Source organism: Bacillus sp. 103mf (genome assembly GCF_900116295.1).
Classification (GTDB): domain Bacteria; phylum Bacillota; class Bacilli; order Bacillales; family Bacillaceae_G; genus Bacillus_A; species Bacillus_A bruguierae.
Genome location: NZ_FPAF01000005.1, coordinates 113,198 through 132,369 on the forward strand (window position 1 = coordinate 113,198; position 19,172 = coordinate 132,369).

The following is a 19,172-nucleotide window of genomic DNA, read 5'->3' on the forward strand; positions in this document are numbered from 1 at the left end:
ATTCTTTGTTTGGAACATTTGCTTATTTTCTCAATCCTTTCAAAAGTACCATTATGAACAATCTAAACATAGAAAAACCTTGTACGCTACTAACCTCATATTCTTTGAGAGCAGTTAAAATAGAGAATCGTGAGGAAAATATATTTGTGCAATCTTGGAAAGGCTTACAGAAGTGTAAACGAAGATCTATTTGGATTGGAGGAAAACAAAATGGGAGCTGAAAAAAATTTTTTTCCAGGACTTGAAGGGGTAATTGCAGCAGAGACGAAGATTTCTTTTCTTGATACAAAAAAAGGAGAAATCGTTATTCAAGGGTATGACTTGATTGAGTTATCTAAAACGAAAAGCTATTTAGATATTGTTCATCTTTTATTAGAGGAGAAACTTCCTAATTCAGATGAAAAAGCGGCATTGGAAGAAACGTTAAAGCATGAATATGAAGTTCCTATTGGTGTTTTTGATGTTTTAAAAGCATTGCCAAAACAAACGCATCCAATGGATGGATTGCGTACAGGAATTTCGGCGCTATCTGGTTATGACAATGAAATTGATGATCGCTCATTAGATGTAAATAAAAATCGTGCTTATAAATTGTTAAGTAAGGTGCCGAATATAGTAGCTAATAGCTATCGAATTTTAAATAATGAAGAACCAATTGAACCGATTCAAGAATTATCTTATAGTGCAAACTTCTTCCATATGCTTACGGGTAAGAAGCCTTCTGAATTAGAAGAAAAAATATTTGATCGATCACTCGTTCTGTATAGTGAACATGAAATGCCTAACTCTACTTTTACGGCTAGAGTAATTGCGTCGACACAATCAGACTTGTATGGTGCCTTAACTGGAGCAGTTGCTTCTTTAAAAGGTAATTTACATGGAGGCGCAAATGAGGCAGTGATGTACATGCTGCTTGAAGCAGGTACTGCCGGAAAATTTGAAGAATTATTGCAAAAGAAACTGTATAACAAAGAAAAAATCATGGGATTTGGACATCGCGTCTACATGAAGAAGATCGATCCAAGAGCGCTTATGATGAAAGAAGCATTAAAACAGCTATGTGATGTGAAAGACGATTATACATTATATGAAATGTGTGAAGCTGGAGAAAAGATTATGGAGAAGGAAAAAGGAATCTATCCAAACCTAGATTATTATGCTGCTCCAGTCTATTGGATGTTAGGTATTCCAATTCAACTATATACACCAATCTTTTTCAGTTCAAGAACGGTAGGCCTATGTGCGCATGTGATTGAGCAACATACAAATAATCGCTTGTTTCGCCCACGTGTAAATTATATCGGCGAGCGACATGTGCTTAGCAAATAAAAACAACTGGGGAGTTGTTAAGGCCGCCCGCCAGATGGGTGTTTGACCGACACCCATTCTTAATAATAACGAATTTTCGATAGAAAGGGAAGAATAGCGTGATTAAAACAAATGAAATTAAACAAAAAGATGCAATTTTAGAAGAGATTACGGATTATGTATTAAATAAAGAGATTACAAGCTCAGAAGCATTCAGTACAGCACGCTATGTGTTACTTGATACGCTTGGATGTGGGATTTTAGCACTGCAATATCCAGAGTGTACGAAATTACTAGGACCTGTCGTACCAGGAACTGTTGTGCCAAATGGTACACGTGTGCCGGGAACATCATTTGTACTTGATCCAGTACGCGGTGCCTTTAATATCGGATGTATGATTCGTTGGTTAGATTATAACGATACGTGGCTTGCGGCTGAATGGGGACATCCGTCTGATAATTTAGGTGGTATTTTAGCTGTTGCAGATTATGTGAGCCGCGTTCGTATTTCAGAAGGAAAAGAACCATTAAAAGTAAGAGATGTACTTGAAATGATGATTAAAGCACATGAAATCCAAGGTGTACTTGCATTAGAAAATAGTTTAAACCGCGTTGGTCTTGACCATGTGTTATACGTAAAAGTAGCGACAACAGCAGTTGTTACGAAAATGCTTGGTGGCACACGTGAAGAAATCTTTAATGCATTGTCTCATGCATGGATTGATAACTCTAGTCTTCGTACATATCGTCATGCTCCAAATACAGGTTCACGTAAGTCATGGGCAGCTGGGGATGCAACAAGCCGTGGTGTTCATCTTGCACTTACTGCATTAAAAGGTGAAATGGGTTACCCAACAGCATTATCTGCACCAGGATGGGGATTCCAAGATGTATTGTTTAACAAGCAAGAACTAAAATTAGCAAGACCTTTAGATTCTTATGTAATGGAAAATGTATTGTTTAAAGTATCATATCCAGCAGAATTCCATGCTCAAACAGCTGCAGAATGTGCAGTGAAATTACATCCAGAAGTGAAAGAACGATTAGATGAAATTGACCGTATTACCATTACGACACATGAATCAGCAGTTCGTATTATTGATAAAGAGGGTCCATTAAATAACCCAGCTGACCGAGATCATTGCTTGCAATATATTACTGCAATCGGTTTATTAAAAGGTGACATTGTTGCAGATGATTATGAGGATGAAGTAGCTTCTGACCCTCGAGTAGATGAATTACGAAATAAGATGGTTGTTGTTGAAAATAAACAATACAGTTTAGATTATCTTGATCCGAACAAGCGCTCAATCGCCAACGCTGTTCAAATTCATTTTAAAGATGGTACAGTAACTGAAAATGTAGAATGTGAATATCCATTAGGTCACCGTTTCCGTAGAGACGAAGCGATTCCAAAGGTTGTTCAAAAATTCTCTGCAAATATGGCTGTTCATTATTCTAATAAACAACAAGAAAAAATTCATGAGGCTTGTTTGAATGAAGAAAAATTAGAAAATATGAATGTAAATGAATTTGTAGATCTTTTCTTAATTTAAGTATAGGGGGAATAAGAATGGCTTGGGTTGTAAATAAACAGTCAACACAAGAAGAACTTGCCAATCGATTCCGAACTTTAGTAGAAGCACCTGAAATCTTGCAAATTCCTGGTGCGCATGATGCGATGGCTGCTCTTGTTGCAAAAAATGCTGGATTTTCAGCTCTTTATTTATCAGGAGCTGCTTATACAGCAAGTAAGGGTTTACCAGATTTAGGTATTGTAACATCTACTGAAGTGGCTGAAAGAGCAAGAGATCTTGTTAGAGCAACGGATTTACCTCTTCTTGTCGATATTGATACAGGGTTTGGTGGAGTGTTAAATGTAGCAAGAACTGCTGTAGAAATGATGGAAGCAAATGTAGCTGCTGTTCAAATCGAAGATCAGCAACTCCCTAAAAAATGTGGACATTTAAATGGGAAAAAACTTGTTTCTATTGAAGAAATGCAACAAAAAATTAAAGTTATAAAAGAAGTAGCACCATCGATGGTTGTTGTAGCTCGTACGGATGCTCGTGCGGTTGAAGGATTAGATGCATCGATTGAGCGAGCAATTGCTTACATAGAAGCGGGTGCAGATGCTATTTTCCCAGAAGCTTTGCAGTCAGAAGAAGAATTTCGTTTATTTACAAAAAAAGTAACGGTACCTTTACTTGCTAATATGACTGAATTTGGGAAAACACCGTATTATACTGCCGAAGAATTCGCTAATATCGGTTATCAAATGGTTATATATCCAGTGACTTCTCTTCGCGTAGCAGCAAAAGCTTATGAACGTATTTTTCATCTTATAAAAGAAGAAGGATCGCAAAAAGAAGGGCTTTCTGATATGCAAACAAGAAGTGAATTATATGAAACAATTTCTTATCATGACTTTGAGGAGTTAGATAAGGGAATTGCAAAAACAATTTTATCAGAAGGACAATAGATGAAGTGAAACTTCCAGCAGTGGAGGCATCCTCTCACTGCTAGTTAGTTGAACCAATCGGGTGCATGCCAGCAGTTGTCGCTCATCTATCTTCCTCACTCTACTCTGAATCGTGGGGATGAGGGTCTTACTGCCCCAAAATAGCGAGATAAAATAAGAAAGCGATGATACACATTTTTAGCAAAAACACCTGCTTGATGTGAAATGAATCATCGCTTTTTTGTCATATTAACGGATAGTAAGAATGAGAGTGATAAAAGTTTTTTGACGAAAAAGAAACGAAATCCTCGTTTGTGTAGTTGCATTTTATCATAATATTTTTTCCACGGTAGAAAAGCATTAGCATGTTATGCAGATAGGAAAAGAGGAGTATAGACATTCTAAAGGAAGGGAAATTCAGTTATGATGGCTGCAAAATATGACTCTGTTCGAAATTGGATGAAGCAGGACCCGTACATTTTGAGGAAAGATAATACAATTCGAGAAGCATTACGAATACTAGCTGAATCAGAGAGCACAGAACTCCCTGTTTTAGAAAATAATCATGTGATTGGAGTTGTGAAACTAATTGATTGTGTAAAGTGGTTAGAGGATCATTCAGAGTGGGATGAACCGATTGTCACTATACTGAGACATTTTTTCTATAACGTAAGGGAAGAGTTTTCATTAAGCAAGTTAGAGAATATTCCACTTTACGTTACTTGCGAAGAAAACAGAGAGCTTAAAGGAGTGTTCAGTAATAAGGAATTATTAGCCTTTCATAAAGATTTGGTTCAAGAAATTGAATGTGCACATCAAATGATAGAATGGTTTAAACTTTGTTTTGATACTGCATACGAAGGTATTGCAATTGTGGATGAAAATGGAGTTATCCAAATGTTTAATGATACGTACAGTCGTTTTGTTGGTGTTACGAAGGAAGAAGCAATTGGGCAGCACGCTGAAAATGTAATTGAGAATACGCGGCTTCCAGTTGTATTAAAAACAGGAGTACCAGAAAGAAATCAAGTGCACCGTCTGCAAGGACAGAATCTAGTTGTGCACCGGATGCCAATTTGGAAGCAGGGAAGAGTGATAGGTGCTGTAGGGATGCTTATTCATGAAGGGATTTCGGATATTTATAAAATACTAGAACGATTTGATCAAAAGGATAGGGTAATCAAACCAACGTTTTCTAAACCGAAAAAGAAGCAGATTCGATTTGAAGATATTCTTGGAGAAAGTCAAACAATTTCTGAAACGAAAAAAATGGCTCGAAAAGCAGCTGGATCAAAAGCATCCGTATTAATTACTGGAGAAAGCGGTGTTGGTAAAGAGCAATTCGCACGCGCGATACATTATACCGGTATAACAAAAAACGGTCCGTTTATTAGTGTGAACTGTGCTGCTATTCCTGATAATTTACTAGAATCTGAATTATTTGGTTATGTAGAAGGTGCTTTTACAGGTGCGAAAAAGAATGGGAAGGCAGGGAAATTTGAACTTGCAAATCATGGAACATTATTTTTAGACGAGATTGGCGATATGTCACTATTAACGCAAGTGAAAATTTTACGTGTTTTACAAGAAAGAGAAATAGAAAGAATAGGTGGTACACATCCAATTCCTGTTGATTTCAGGATAATCGCAGCGACAAATAAAGATTTAAAACAAATGGTTAGAGAAGGAACCTTTAGGGAGGATTTATACCATCGTCTTCATGTTATTCCGATTCATATTCCACCGCTTCGCTTTCGAAAACAAGATATACCACTCATTGTTGAAGAACATTTACAAAAGTTATGTCAAATGTATGGTGCCGAAGAAAAGACACTTGATAAAGAGGTATTACGCCTTATGTTCCATTATAATTGGCCGGGTAATGTCAGGGAATTAATCAATGTGTTAGAAAGGCTATTTGCACTATCAGATGATGCACATATACGGGCTAAGGATTTACCAGAAGAATTTTATTACCGGGATATGGAGCAGAAGAAATTAGTACCTATGATTCAGTCTTTACCAGCAAAACAAGAAGCAATGAAAGTGGTGCGTGAAGAGGAAGAAAGAGGATTAATTGAACGCGTTTTAAAAGAAGCAAAAGGAAATAAGTCAAAAGCAGCGGCATTGTTAGGGATTTCTAGGGCGACCCTTTATAATAAATTGTCAAGATTCAAAATCTAAACAATTGTTATATCAAGTGTAAAACTGTCTAGACAGTTTTACGTTTTCTTTTCATTTTGCCCTTGTTCTATCAATTTTTAGATTGGCATAGATTTTGCATATAAATAAAATGAAGACCGAAATGATAGGGGGATACAGATGGAGAAAACAAAGTTGCAATGGGAAGAATTTTTTTCGCTGAATCAGGAGCTTAATACAATCTTTTTTACACCTGAGGATTTTTCAGGTGATGAAGATTTAATCGCAAAAACAACAGAACAATTTGTGAAACAGGAAATTGTTCCTCAAATTGAAAATATCGAGCAGCACAATTATCAAGTTTCCCGCAGGTTGTTTGAAAAGGCTGGAGAACTTGGATTGTTGAGTATAGAGGTTCCGGAAGAATATGGTGGATTTGAATTAGGGAAAGCAGTTTCTGGACTTGTGGCGGAAAAGATGGGATATGCAGGAGCCTTTAGTGTTTCTTTTAATATTCATGCTGGAGTAGGAACGCTGCCATATATATACTACGGAACAAAAGATCAGAAGGAAAAATACTTACCTAAAATTGCATCAGGCGAATGGATTGGAGCTTATGCTTTAACAGAATCTAATGCTGGATCTGATGCATTAAGTGCAAAAACAAGTGCTGTCTTAAACGAAGAAGGAACAGCTTGGACATTAAATGGTGAAAAACAGTGGATTACAAATGCTCATATGGCTGACGTATATGTTGTGTTTGCAAAGACAAATAAAGGAATGACAGCATTTATTGTCGAAAGAACATGTGAAGGCGTTTCGATTGGCCTAGAAGAAAAGAAAATGGGTATTAAAGGTTCTTCAACTGCGACACTGATTTTAGAGGATGTTGTCATACCTGCTGAAAATGTACTAGGGGAAGTAGGAAAGGGACATCACGTAGCTCTTAATATTCTCAATTTTGCTAGATTGAAACTTGCTTTCGGAAATATTGGAACAGCAAAGCAAGCAATAGGCTTATCTGTTCAATACGGAAAAGAACGAAAACAGTTTCAAACAGAATTAGTTGATTTCACGATGATTCAAGAGAAAATTGCAAATATGATTATTGCTACATACGGTGCAGAGAGCGCAGCTTATCGAACAGCAGGCGTAATTGATGAAGCAATTCATGCGAGTGATGAAGGTATTATGCAGAAAATGTCTCAATTTGCAATGGAGTGTGCGATCAACAAAGTGAATGCTTCAGAAACACTTGGAAACATTGTGGATGAAGCGGTACAAATTCATGGTGGTTATGGTTATATGCAAGAATATGAAGTAGAACGATTATATCGTGATGCTAGAATTAGCCGTATATTTGAAGGAACGAATGAAATTAACCGCTTAACAGTTGCGAAAATGTTAATGAAACAAACGAAACAACTAGGGGACCAAGTAGATAAAGATAAATTTGAAAATGTAGAACGAAATCATCGTTATATTTTATTATCGAAACAATTATTGAAGAAATCTTTGAAAACGCTATCTCAAACTCCTGAATTAAAAATCGAACAAGAACAAGAATATTCACGCGTGTTAGCAGACATGTTGAAAGATGTATATGTAATGGAATCGGCATTTTTACGTACAAAGAAAGCGATAAGTAAAAATGGTGAAGAAAAAGAATGTGCAAAACAGTTTATAACGGATGTGCTTTGTGAAGAAGGATATCGAAAAGTAGAATCAGCAGCAATTGTTCTTCTTTCTGCAGCGGTGCAAGAAGAGCAAACTAGAAGCGCCATTCTAGATGAAATTCGTCAACTGTCAGTACCTCTATACACGAACTTGTTTACGAAAAAGAGAGAAATCGCAAAGACGATTATAAATCGCGGGAAATATATTATTTAAATAGGAGGAGAGCAGTATGAAAAAGATTGGTTTTATCGGCTTAGGTAATATGGGTCTTCCGATGTCTAAAAATTTAGTTAAATCAAATTATACGGTATATGGAGTCGATTTAAATAAAGAGGCTGAAGCTTCCTTCGAGAAAGAAGGAGGAATCATCGGTTTATCAATTAGAAAATTAGCAGAAACATGTGATTTGATTTTTACAAGTTTACCGTCACCGCGAGCTGTTGAAGCTGTTTATTTTGGGGAAGAAGGTTTAATTGAGAATAGTCATTCGAATGTTGTTTTAATTGATACAAGCACAGTAGCTCCGCAACTAAATAAAAAGCTTGCAGATGCTGCGAAGGATAAAAAAGTCGATTTCTTGGCTGCACCGGTTAGCGGTGGAGTGATTGGAGCGGAAAACCGCACATTAACTTTTATGGTTGGTGGACCAAAAGAAGTATATGAAAAAGGTTTACCAGAGATGGAAGTATTGGGAGCAAATATATTTCATGTGAGTGAGAAAATTGATAGTGGTACGACTGTAAAATTGATTAATAACTTATTAATTGGTTTTTATACAGCGGGTGTTAGTGAAGCTCTGACATTAGCAAAGAAAAACAATATGGATTTAGATAAAATGTTTGATATTTTAAATGTGAGTTATGGACAAAGTAGAATTTATGAGCGCAATTATAAAAGCTTTATTGCGCCAGAAAACTATGAACCAGGATTTACTGTAAATCTACTAAAGAAAGACTTAGGATTTGCAGTTGATTTAGCAAAAGAAAGTGAGCTTCACTTACCAGTAAGTGAAATGCTTTTGAATTTGTATGATGAAGCTGGTAAAGCAGGATATGGTGAAAAAGACATGGCTGCTTTATATCAAAAGGTAAGTGAACAATTAACCTCTAGTCATAAATAACAATGAATACTAGCAAATATAAAAAATAAAAAGGAGCGAATACAATGATTACAACAGAAATTAAACGCGTGAAAAATCATATTAATGGTGAATGGGTAGAATCTACTGGCACAGAAGTGGAAGCTGTTCCGAATCCTGCGACGGGGAAAATAATTGCTTATGTTCCACTTTCTCCAAAAGAAGATGTGGATCGTGCTGTTGAAGCTGCAAAAGCAGCATATGAAACATGGTCTAAAGTACCAGTTCCAAATCGCTCAAGACAGTTATATAAATATTTACAACTTTTACAAGAAAACAAAGATGAGCTTGCAAAAATTATTACATTAGAAAATGGTAAAACATTAAAAGATGCAACTGGCGAAGTGCAGCGAGGAATTGAAGCTGTAGAATTGGCAACATCAACACCAAATTTAATGATGGGGCAAGCACTTCCAAATATTGCAGGTGGAATCGATGGTTCAATTTGGAGATACCCAATTGGAGTTGTTGCTGGTATTACTCCGTTCAACTTCCCGATGATGATTCCACTATGGATGTTCCCATTAGCAATTGCTTGCGGTAATACATTTGTATTAAAAACATCTGAAAGAACGCCGCTTTTAGCAGAAAAACTAGTAGAATTATTCTATGAAGCGGGCTTCCCCAAAGGGGTTTTAAACTTAGTACAAGGTGGAAAAGATGTTGTAAATAGCATTTTAGAAAATAAAGATATTCAAGCTGTTTCATTTGTTGGATCTGAGCCAGTTGCACGCTATGTATACGAAACAGGAACAAAATATGGAAAACGAGTACAAGCACTTGCAGGAGCGAAAAACCATGCAATTGTTATGCCGGACTGCAATATTGAAAAAACAGTACAAGGTGTCATTGGTTCTGCATTTGCGAGCAGTGGAGAGCGCTGCATGGCATGCTCTGTTGTAGCGGTAGTTGATAAAATTGCTGATGAATTCATTGATGTTCTTGTATCAGAAACGCGTAAATTAAAAGTCGGTGATGGTTTCCATGAAGAGAATTATGTAGGTCCATTAATTCGTGAATCTCATAAAGAGCGTGTACTAGGCTATATTAATAGCGGTGTAGCAGATGGAGCTACTTTATTAGTAGATGGCCGTAAAATTAATGAAGAAGCTGGGGAAGGGTATTTCGTTGGAGCAACAATCTTTGATGGTGTGAATCAAGATATGAAAATTTGGCAAGATGAAATTTTTGCTCCAGTATTAAGCATTGTGAGAGTCAAGGATTTAGAAGAAGGAATTAAGCTTACAAACCAATCAAAATTTGCAAATGGTGCAGTCATTTATACGTCAAGTGGTAAACACGCACAAACATTCCGTGATAATATCGATGCAGGGATGATTGGCGTAAATGTAAACGTTCCAGCTCCAATGGCATTTTTCGCATTTGCAGGAAATAAAGCTTCTTTCTACGGTGACTTAGGTACAAATGGAAAAGATGGTGTGCAATTTTATACACGTAAAAAGGTAGTGACAGAACGCTGGTTTTAAGAAGAATGTAAAAAAGTGTCCATGGTATTGGACACTTTTTATTTGAAATAAAATGTATAAGTTTCACTTGATATAATTAGCTTCTTAGAAGGCTGAAAAAGCTGTTCACAACCTCGTCTGAAACATCCTCTAATTGCTTATACTTATATTGCGGATTTTGGTCCTTATCAATGACAACAGAGCGTATTCCTTCGAAAAAGTCTTCATGTTTCAGAAAGTTTTTAGCGAGCACAAGATCAGTAGCAAAGCACTCTTCTAATGTTTTTTCTTCTCCACCAATAAATTGTTTTAACGTTATTTTTAGGGAGAATGGTGATTTTGATAATATTGTTGCTTTTGTTTGAGTTGTCAAAGGGCTCGTATCTTTTCCTAAAGAATGGATAATTTCTTCGACAGTGTGAAAAGAAAAGTGCTTATCAATCTCTGTTTGGAATGTTGAAAGTTCACTTTCGGTAACAGGAAGTTCTGAATAATCATTGATTAGCTCTGTTAATGATGTATGGATATCTTTTGCATGCCAATCTACTTGTTCAATATGAGTAAGAAGAGCATTCAATTTTTCGCTTGTCATGTAAAAGTCAGCAGCATTTATATATAGTACATCAGCTGCTTTAATGACAGAAGCTGTTAATGCTAAGTAACGTCCTATATAGCCCGGCGCTTTATTTAAAAAATAAGCAGATCCGACATCAGGGAAAAAACCGATATTCATTTCTGGCATCGCCCACTTTGTTCGCTCAGTTACAATTCTATGACTAGCTCCGTAAGTGAGTCCAACTCCTCCGCCCATAACAAAGCCATCTAAACACGCGACAATTGGTTTAGGAAACTTATAAACGAGCATATCTAATTGGAATTCATCTTCAAAAAATTGCTCGGCTTTTTGCAGGGCAGAGTCATGTAAACGAGCTTCGTAAAGAGTCTTAATGTCACCGCCGGCACAAAGTCCCTTCGTACCTGCGCCTTTTATAATGACAAGATGAATTTGATCATCCATTTCCCATTCTTTCAATTTTTGCGTTATTGGTCCTATCATTTCATAAGAAATGGAGTTTAATGCTTTTGGGCGATTTAACGTAATGGTAGCTACTCCATTTTTGTTAACTGAAAATAGAACTTGATCAGTCATAATATATCCTCCTTTATCATTCTCTGTTTGTTTTCACAAGTTGTGTCAGTGTCTAAACAAATAGACATTTTGTAAAAAAACAGAGAAATTACGTTTTTATATATAAATTTCTTGTTTTTTTTCTTTAATCCTGCAATACCACATGTCTTTCTTTGTTTTAAAATGAAGAGCAAATGAATATACTGTAGAAAATAGATATAATCTTTAATAGTAATGCGTTTTTTTGCGTTTTTTTGGAGAGATATTTTGGAAGGATTTTATAAAAGAAAAGGGAATAAAACTTCTAACGATTAATTGATATGATTTGCAATTTTTTATAATAAAGGTTTTAATAAATTGATATAATGAGTTTTCTATATTTTGGTCTTATTTTCGTTTTTAGGTTTGTTGATAAGTTTATTTTTACTAAATATAGAATGTTTACTTAATGTACCCTAAGAAAGTAGAGGGAGGGGAGATTGGAATGCCAGGGCTTTTGTTATTATCAGTCATTATTTTGTCTTCTCTTATGGTTGGTTTAACTTTTTATTTTCATCAAGAAGATACAGAGCAAGATACTGTGCGAGATAAAGTACGATTGGTATTTCCAATTTTCATTTTAACAATTGCAATTAGCTTTGCATTAACTGAAAATAATTACGTTGCAATTCTTTCATGGTTTTTTATGACAGTGTTATTATTCATTGTGTTGTACGTTGTAATGAAGGATTATTTACAAAAATAAAAGTGCCATAAATGGCACTTTTATTTTAAAGTAATGTTTAATTTCACATACCGTAATAAAAAGAAAATAAAAAATCGATAGAAATAAATCCTTTAGAAATATAAAATAGTTGGGTATGGACTGGAAAGAATAATGATAAAAGTTTTTCTTTATATTCTGTTGTCACTTTTCTCATACTACAAATGAATAATGGCAGAAGCCAAATGAGTTTTCGTTAGGGAAGTCATACCATTCTTACTCATTCTCTTGTCAATCAGTAATACCCACTATACTATGAAAATAGAGACATAAAAAAGGGGTGTTTTTGCATGAAGTTTGAAATGCATACAAAGATTACTACAAATGAAACCGAGAAACGATTACATACAGAAGATAATATATTTCAGTTAGTGTTAGAAGGATATCATTTATTTGTTATTGATGAAATATTGCCGGTGTATAAAACAAGACAAGAGCTTGTTGGAAGTGCCGTTGTAAAGAAAGTGGAATGGGCAGAGGGAAGAACGACGCTGTTATATCAACTTATTTCACTTCAATCTGTGAATTAATAGAAAAGAAAGGAAGGGAAAGATGAAATTTTTTCATACAGCCGATTGGCATTTAGGAAAGCTTGTACATGGTGTTTATATGACAGAAGATCAGCGCTATGTTTTAGAACAATTTATACAAGCAGTGAAAGAAGAAAAACCAGATGCTGTCATTATTGCAGGAGACTTATATGACCGTGCCATCCCGCCGACAGAAGCGGTAGATTTGTTAAATGAAACATTACAAAAAATTGTAATTGAATTACAAACACCAGTACTAGCGATAGCGGGAAATCATGATAGTCCAGATCGTATTCATTTTGGAAGTAGTTTAATGAAGAAACAAGGCTTACACATCGTCGGACAATTTCAATATCCATATGAGCCTGTTGTTATGCAGGATGAATATGGAGAAGTACATTTTCATTTAGTCCCATATGTTGATCCGAGCATCGTTCGTCATGTTATGAAAAATGAGGACATTCGTAGTCATGACGATGCGATGCGTATTTTTATGAATGAGTTATCGGAAAGTATGGATAAAGAAGTGCGTCATGTCTTTATCGGACATGCTTTTGTAACATCATCAGGGGAAGCAGAAGAAAATACAAGTGATGCTGAAAGACCATTATCCATTGGCGGAGCAGAATATGTAAACAGTCATTATTTTGATGCTTTTCATTACACAGCGCTCGGACATCTACATCAGGCGCATTATGTACGAAATGAGACAATTCGCTATGCAGGTTCTCCGCTCGCTTATTCTATTTCGGAAGAGCATCATAAAAAAGGGTATTACATTGTTGAATTAAATGAAGCAGGACAAGTAACACTTGAGAAACGATCGTTAACACCAAAGCGTAAAATGAGAACGGTTGAGGCAAAAATTGATGAATTGTTGAAACAATCTGTTTGCGAAGACTATGTATTTGTAAAATTATTAGATGAAAATCCTGTATTGCAGCCGATGGAAAAGATTCGTTCTGTTTATCCGAATGCAATGCATGTAGAGCGTGTTATACAAAGAAAAGAATTAGCAAATGAAAATATTGCAGTCACTTCACGTCATAGAATGGATGATCTTTCTCTTGTGAAAGCTTTTTATAAAGAAATGAAAGGGTCAGAGTTATCAGAAGAGAAAGAACGCCTCTTCTTAGAAGTATTAAAGACAGTTCATGAACGAGAGGGGGAGAGAGCATGAGACCTATCAAACTTATTATGACAGCGTTTGGTCCATATAAGCAGCAAGAAACGATTGATTTTGAAGAATTAGGCGAACATCGAATCTTTGCGATTTCTGGAAATACAGGTGCAGGAAAAACAACGATTTTTGATGCGATTTGTTATGCACTGTACGGAGAAGCGAGTGGAGAGGAACGCAATGATACGAGTATGCTTCGTAGTCAATTTGCTGATGATAGCGTATATACAAGCGTTGAATTATTATTCCAATTAAAAGAAAAAACTTATTGTATAAAGAGGCAACTTGGACATAAAAAGCAAGGAAATAAAACGATTACGGGCCATGCAATTGAATTTTATGAAGTTATTGATAACGAACAAATTCCATGTATAGATCGTTTTCACGTGACGGATGTAAACAAAAAAGTGGAAGATTTAATTGGTCTTAGTAAGCATCAATTTAGTCAAATTGTGATGCTTCCACAAGGTGAATTTCGTAAACTGTTAACATCTGAAACAGAAAATAAAGAGGAAATTTTACGCCGCATTTTTAAAACAGATCGATATAAATTAATGAGAGAGTTATTAGATCAAAAGCGTAAAGAATGGAAAGATGTTCTGCAAGAAAAGCAAAAAGAACGCGAATTGTACTTTCGTAACGTTTTCAAGCTTCCTATACGGGGCGGTACATTGCTTGAGATATTAGTAAATCAAGAACATGTAAATACACATCAAGTAGTAGAAGCACTTCGGCAAGAAATGGATTTTTATGGAGAACAAGCAAAGCAATTAGAACAACAAGAATCCATGCAGTTAAAGCAATTAAAAGAAGCAGAAACAGGTTATCATGAAGCAAAAGCTTTGAATGATAGATTACAAGATTTGCAAACAAAACAAAACCGTTATGATTCATTAGGACAAGAACGTCCTTCTATTGTAGTGAAAGAACAACAATTGAAACAAGCTGAGCAAGCAAACCGGTTATTACCGTTTGAACAGTGGTATGATGAAGCAGTTCAAAGTGCAGAGCAAGCTGAGCAATATATGAAACAAACGGCTGCTAAACAAGAACAACTAGTATTAGCTTATGAACGTGCAGAGCAGCAGTACGAACAAGAAAAAAACAATGAAACAGTCCGTGAAGAAACGAAGCGAAACATTCAAATGTTAGAAGAATTAAAAGAGGTTATTGCCACATTTGCTGATAAACAACTAAAATTAGCGGCGTCAGAAAAGCAAAAGGAGCAATTTAAGCTTGAGCTGAGCAAATTAGAGGAGCAGCAAGAATTCGGTAGTGCACAAAAACAACAGCTTTCTGCTAAGTTAAAACAGATGGAACAAGCGCTTGAGCAATATATAACAAAAGCAGAGCAGTTAAGTCGTATGCGTGAAGATGCAAAAGTATTAAAAGATACTTACCAAGTATGGCAAGAAGTGCAAAAATATGAGAAGGAAAGAAAAGGTACCTTAAAGCAGATGAATACTGCTCAGCAAACGTATGAAGCTTTGGAGAAATCATGGTTAAACGAACAAGCTGGTCAGTTAGCGATTCATTTACATGATGGTAAACCTTGCCCGGTTTGTGGCAGTACTTCTCATCCGAATAAAGCGACTGAACAAGAACTGTCCATTGATGAAGAACAGTTAAATAGTCTTCGTGAACAAAAAATACAAGCTGAAAAGCAGTTTGTTCAAATAGAAGAAAAATGTAATTTTTATAAAGGGCAATATGAAGAATTATGTAAAGAAGTGCAAAGTCGTGGATATGCTACACTAGAGCTGGGAGATGCGTATCAAACATTAATCCAGCAAGGAAAACAATTAGCTGCAGAAGTAAATGACTTAAAAGCGACTGAAGAAGAACGTAAACAACTTTCACCACAGCTGCAAAAGCTAGACGAACAATTAGATAGATTGCAGGGGGCTAAACGTGATGTAGAAGAAAAATTGCATCGCTCTGAAATAGAATTGATTCAATTGCGAACAGCGTATGAAAATGACAAAGAAAAAATTCCAGCAGAGATGCAAACATTAGAAGCGTGGCAACAAGCATACGAAGCAAAAGCTTCTTTACTTCACCGTCTGCAAGAAGCATGGCAAAGAGCACAAGATGAATTTCAGCGCTCTACGAGTGAAAAAATTCGGGTGGAAGAAGCATATAAAGCAGCGCAGCAACAATTTATACAAAGAACTGAGAACAAAGAAGAACAATATACACGCTTTTTGACAGAACTTGAAGCAAGTGGTTTTGCAAGTCAGCAAGTATACACTGAAGCTAAATTATCAGACGCAGAGCGAACGGGCTTACAACAACACATTCAATCTTATTACTCAGCGCTCGAAGTATTAACAAAACAAATTGAAGAATTAACAGAGGCGCTCCGTGGAAAAGAATGGATTGAGTTAACGCAATTAGAAGAACAGTTAAAAGAGTTAGAAATTCAACTTGATATTATAAAAGAACAACGTCAGCGTACGAAAAGTGCCAATGAATATATTTCCGATCTGCATGAAAATATTCGCCGCATTGATGAACAAATTCATGAAGAAGAAACGGCATTTCAAGAGCTCATTGATTTATATGAAGTGATGAAAGGTGACAATGAAAGCCGCATTTCATTTGAGCGTTACATTTTAATAGAATATTTAGAGCAAATTGTTCAAGTAGCCAATGAACGACTTCGTAAACTATCGAACGGACAGTTTTACTTAAAACGAAGTGAACGCGTAGAAAAACGAAATCGTCAAAGCGGTTTAGGATTAGATGTATATGATGCCTATACAGGGCAAACACGTGATGTGAAAACATTATCCGGCGGCGAAAAATTTAACGCATCGCTTTGCCTAGCACTCGGTATGGCCGATATCATCCAATCATATGAAGGCGGTATTTCAATTGAAACAATGTTCATTGACGAAGGCTTCGGTTCATTAGATGAAGAATCATTAACGAAAGCGGTAGATGCTTTAATTGACCTTCAAAAATCAGGCCGTTTCATTGGGGTAATCTCGCACGTACAAGAACTGAAGAGTGCAATGCCGGCGGTGCTGGAAGTAATGAAAAAGAAAGATGGATGTAGTAAGACGAGGTTTGTGGTGAAATAAGGACCTTATTATACACTCGAGCCAGGGTTTCGTGTAGCCTTGGAATAAAGTTTGATTAAAAAGTAGTTTATAACATTGATTCCATCATAAAAAATCCCTCTACCTTTTGAACAAAGATTGAACAAAATATAGAGGGATTATTTTTTATATATGAACTTTTTATAAAAAAGATTAATAATTTCAATAAGAAAATCATTAAAAACAGCCCTGATTATATACTAAGTTTGTCTTTACAGTTCTCGCAAATAAATTTTCCCTCTAAATTTAAATAGGCTTTAATTTCTGTAAATCCTTTTCTCTTAGGATAGGATACGATTACTAATGCTTATTCGTCCTTTTTAATATCTTCCTTACAGTAGATGCATTTTGGAACTATCAATGCCACATTAATCCCCTCTTTCAACTTCCTATTTTCACACTACGCATATTTCAAAATACCCATACTTTTATTATACAACACATTGATGTACAGTTTTCTTTTTTTGGATATGATCCCCACCTGTTGTGTTGTTTAAAATTTATAAACACACTTATAAGTATACTTGTAAGTAACTTTCATTTAAAATCCCAATAAAAAGAAACTATTTTTAGGAAAAGATTATTCAAAACTCATTTAGAATTCTTTGATAGAAACGTCGCAACTTTCTTCAAAACATCGTGACTTTATTACAAAGCAACAGCTTTTTTCTATATTCAATTGAATCATCCTTTTATAAAAAGTTTGATATTTTTTATGTTTCTTGTTCAGTTAAAGCGCCCTTTAATAGAACAACTGTTTTTTAATGATTTTAGGTAAACCATCTTTATCGTTTGACAAAGGCTAAATTTGCCATTATCATCAACTCAAACTTATTTACGGGGAGAGGTTAAGATGAAAATTTATGTTGATGCAGATGCTTGTCCGGTAAAAGATATTATTATCTCTGAAGGTACGAATGCTGAAATTCCTGTTATCCTTGTTACTAGTTTTTCTCATTTTTCTAATGCGGAACAACCATCAGGAGTGGAAACCATTTATGTTGATTCTGGAGCAGATGCTGCGGATTATCGGATTATGAAGTTAGCAGAAAAAGGAGATATAATCGTTACGCAAGATTATGGTCTTGCTTCGCTAGGTTTAGCAAAAGGGTGTGCGGTACTTCACCATAATGGGTCTAGCTATACAAATGAAAACATTGACCAATTATTACAAACACGTTATTTGAGTGCAATGGCTCGAAAAAGCGGAAAGCGTACAAAGGGGCCAAAACCATTTACATCAGAAGATAGGGAGAAGTTTAAGGGGCTTTTTAAAAGAGCGATTTCACATTAAAAAAGAACTGTTCACTTTTAAGAAAAACCTAGAAAAAAATTGTGACAAAACTTAAACTAACCTTGCCACGTTAGTTTAAGTGAAACACTTCACAAATAATGAACTTTTTATCAGTATTCTTACTCTTTCTGTTTCCTCAACAATCTGGCCCGATTGTTGAACAAATAAATTTCTAAAAAAATCTTGACTCTAACCTTAGGTAATACTTCATAGTTAATTTTGAAAGGAGGAAATAATGAAATTTACAGTTAAAGATTTATCAGATATAGCAGGCGTTTCCATCAAGACTCTTTACCACTATCATAAAGTTGGTTTGCTTATTCCTAATGAGATTGGTGAAACAGGCTATCGGTATTATGGTGTAGAAGAATTAAATAGATTACAGGAAATTCTTTTTTATAAAGAGTTGGATATCCCGTTGTTAGAAATTAAAAATTTGTTAGACAAAGAATCAAATAGGGTCGGTACTTTAGACAAACAGATGATGCTTTTTGAAAAGAAAATTGAGAAGTATCATCAGCTAATTGAAACAATAAAAGTATCTTTAGAATATACAAAGAAAGGTGAGAATATGGACAATAAACTAATGTTTAAAGGGTTTGAAACAGAGGAAGAATGGAAAAATGCTCTTGAAAAGCAAAAAACACATTTAAAAGAAAAATATAATTTTGACCTTAATACTGATTCCATCAATGTGAATGATATGAATAAGATGGCTATTGAAGCAAAAAATTTCACAGATAGAATGGCTGAATTTTTAAGAAATGGAGTTAAGTATGACGATTCAAGTGTACATGATGTCGTTAAACAGCATCTCAAGTTTTTAAATAAAAACGGTCATACAATTAGCAAAGAAGATTACGTGAATCAAACAAAGTTTTTCCTTCAAGATGATTTTCATAGAGAGATGTTAGAAGAACAGCAAATCGGATTATCATATTATTTACTAGCCGTTGCAGAAAATTTATAAATACTTTTTA

Annotated in this window: 14 protein-coding genes and 1 pseudogene; 13 read left to right on the forward strand and 2 right to left on the reverse strand. The window is 35.3% G+C overall.

Annotated elements, in window-relative coordinates; translation table 11 throughout:
* The first annotated feature begins 210 nt into the window (after window positions 1-210).
* The 7 genes from mmgD to BM350_RS14395 all read left to right on the forward strand — a co-directional run bounded on the left by mmgD (window position 211) and on the right by BM350_RS14395 (window position 10,213).
* Window positions 211-1,329, forward strand: coding sequence for a citrate synthase (gene mmgD / locus BM350_RS14365; RefSeq protein ID WP_090911545.1), 1,119 nt, complete (start codon window positions 211-213; stop codon window positions 1,327-1,329).
* Between the two features lie 98 nt (window positions 1,330-1,427).
* On the forward strand, window positions 1,428-2,864 hold the full coding sequence (prpD, locus tag BM350_RS14370) for a 2-methylcitrate dehydratase (protein WP_090911544.1): 1,437 nt from the start codon (window positions 1,428-1,430) through the stop codon (window positions 2,862-2,864).
* 17 nt (window positions 2,865-2,881) lie between these two features.
* On the forward strand, window positions 2,882-3,790 hold the full coding sequence (gene prpB, locus BM350_RS14375) for a methylisocitrate lyase (protein WP_090911543.1): 909 nt from the start codon (window positions 2,882-2,884) through the stop codon (window positions 3,788-3,790).
* Between the two features lie 402 nt (window positions 3,791-4,192).
* Window positions 4,193-5,953, forward strand: coding sequence for a sigma 54-interacting transcriptional regulator (locus tag BM350_RS14380; RefSeq protein ID WP_090911541.1), 1,761 nt, complete (start codon window positions 4,193-4,195; stop codon window positions 5,951-5,953).
* 138 nt (window positions 5,954-6,091) lie between these two features.
* The gene (locus BM350_RS14385; RefSeq protein ID WP_090911540.1) at window positions 6,092-7,801 is read left to right on the forward strand and encodes an acyl-CoA dehydrogenase family protein; all 1,710 of its coding nucleotides are present in this window, start codon (window positions 6,092-6,094) and stop codon (window positions 7,799-7,801) included.
* A gap of 16 nt (window positions 7,802-7,817) precedes the next feature.
* Window positions 7,818-8,708, forward strand: a complete 891-nt coding sequence (locus tag BM350_RS14390) for an NAD(P)-dependent oxidoreductase (protein WP_090911538.1) — start codon at window positions 7,818-7,820, stop codon at window positions 8,706-8,708.
* A gap of 44 nt (window positions 8,709-8,752) precedes the next feature.
* Window positions 8,753-10,213, forward strand: a complete 1,461-nt coding sequence (locus BM350_RS14395; protein ID WP_090911536.1) for a CoA-acylating methylmalonate-semialdehyde dehydrogenase — start codon at window positions 8,753-8,755, stop codon at window positions 10,211-10,213.
* Window positions 10,214-10,289: 76 nt separating this feature from the next.
* On the opposite strand, the gene BM350_RS14400 is transcribed toward BM350_RS14395, so the two are convergent.
* Window positions 10,290-11,342 carry an enoyl-CoA hydratase/isomerase family protein gene (locus BM350_RS14400; protein ID WP_090911534.1) on the reverse strand — a complete coding sequence of 351 codons (1,053 nt, stop codon included), beginning with the start codon at window positions 11,340-11,342 and terminating at the stop codon, window positions 10,290-10,292.
* Between the two features lie 463 nt (window positions 11,343-11,805).
* On the opposite strand from BM350_RS14400, the gene BM350_RS14405 reads away from it, so the two are divergent.
* The 4 genes from BM350_RS14405 to BM350_RS14420 all read left to right on the forward strand — a co-directional run bounded on the left by BM350_RS14405 (window position 11,806) and on the right by BM350_RS14420 (window position 16,880).
* Window positions 11,806-12,066, forward strand: a complete 261-nt coding sequence (locus BM350_RS14405) for a hypothetical protein (protein ID WP_090911532.1) — start codon at window positions 11,806-11,808, stop codon at window positions 12,064-12,066.
* A gap of 308 nt (window positions 12,067-12,374) precedes the next feature.
* Window positions 12,375-12,614 carry a DUF2584 family protein gene (locus tag BM350_RS14410; protein WP_090911530.1) on the forward strand — a complete coding sequence of 80 codons (240 nt, stop codon included), beginning with the start codon at window positions 12,375-12,377 and terminating at the stop codon, window positions 12,612-12,614.
* Between the two features lie 22 nt (window positions 12,615-12,636).
* Window positions 12,637-13,794, forward strand: a complete 1,158-nt coding sequence (locus BM350_RS14415; protein ID WP_090911528.1) for an exonuclease SbcCD subunit D — start codon at window positions 12,637-12,639, stop codon at window positions 13,792-13,794.
* Window positions 13,791-16,880 carry an AAA family ATPase gene (locus tag BM350_RS14420; protein ID WP_090911526.1) on the forward strand — a complete coding sequence of 1,030 codons (3,090 nt, stop codon included), beginning with the start codon at window positions 13,791-13,793 and terminating at the stop codon, window positions 16,878-16,880. The genes BM350_RS14415 and BM350_RS14420 overlap by 4 nt, the downstream gene beginning before the upstream one ends.
* 211 nt (window positions 16,881-17,091) lie before the next feature.
* Here the strand turns inward: BM350_RS14420 and BM350_RS27575 are convergent.
* Window positions 17,092-17,265, reverse strand: a pseudogene (locus BM350_RS27575) (Fe3+ hydroxamate ABC transporter substrate-binding protein).
* Between the two features lie 486 nt (window positions 17,266-17,751).
* On the opposite strand from BM350_RS27575, the gene BM350_RS14430 reads away from it, so the two are divergent.
* A complete protein-coding gene (locus BM350_RS14430) occupies window positions 17,752-18,192 on the forward strand; it encodes a YaiI/YqxD family protein (RefSeq protein WP_090911524.1) in 441 nt (146 codons plus the stop codon).
* Between the two features lie 235 nt (window positions 18,193-18,427).
* Entirely contained in the window at window positions 18,428-19,162 is a 735-nt protein-coding gene (locus BM350_RS14435) for a MerR family transcriptional regulator (protein ID WP_090911522.1), read from the forward strand.
* Window positions 19,163-19,172 lie beyond the last annotated feature (10 nt).

Coding starts and splice junctions, on each gene's coding strand:
- mmgD (WP_090911545.1), top strand. CDS start 211: ATGGGAGCTGAAAAAAATTTTTTTCCAGGACTTGAAGGGGTAATTGCA.
- BM350_RS14380 (WP_090911541.1), top strand. CDS start 4,193: ATGATGGCTGCAAAATATGACTCTGTTCGAAATTGGATGAAGCAGGAC.
- prpB (WP_090911543.1), top strand. CDS start 2,882: ATGGCTTGGGTTGTAAATAAACAGTCAACACAAGAAGAACTTGCCAAT.
- BM350_RS14420 (WP_090911526.1), top strand. CDS start 13,791: ATGAGACCTATCAAACTTATTATGACAGCGTTTGGTCCATATAAGCAG.
- BM350_RS14385 (WP_090911540.1), top strand. CDS start 6,092: ATGGAGAAAACAAAGTTGCAATGGGAAGAATTTTTTTCGCTGAATCAG.
- BM350_RS14400 (WP_090911534.1), bottom strand. CDS start 11,342: ATGACTGATCAAGTTCTATTTTCAGTTAACAAAAATGGAGTAGCTACC.
- BM350_RS14415 (WP_090911528.1), top strand. CDS start 12,637: ATGAAATTTTTTCATACAGCCGATTGGCATTTAGGAAAGCTTGTACAT.
- BM350_RS14435 (WP_090911522.1), top strand. CDS start 18,428: ATGAAATTTACAGTTAAAGATTTATCAGATATAGCAGGCGTTTCCATC.
- BM350_RS14410 (WP_090911530.1), top strand. CDS start 12,375: ATGAAGTTTGAAATGCATACAAAGATTACTACAAATGAAACCGAGAAA.
- BM350_RS14405 (WP_090911532.1), top strand. CDS start 11,806: ATGCCAGGGCTTTTGTTATTATCAGTCATTATTTTGTCTTCTCTTATG.
- BM350_RS14395 (WP_090911536.1), top strand. CDS start 8,753: ATGATTACAACAGAAATTAAACGCGTGAAAAATCATATTAATGGTGAA.
- BM350_RS14390 (WP_090911538.1), top strand. CDS start 7,818: ATGAAAAAGATTGGTTTTATCGGCTTAGGTAATATGGGTCTTCCGATG.
- BM350_RS14430 (WP_090911524.1), top strand. CDS start 17,752: ATGAAAATTTATGTTGATGCAGATGCTTGTCCGGTAAAAGATATTATT.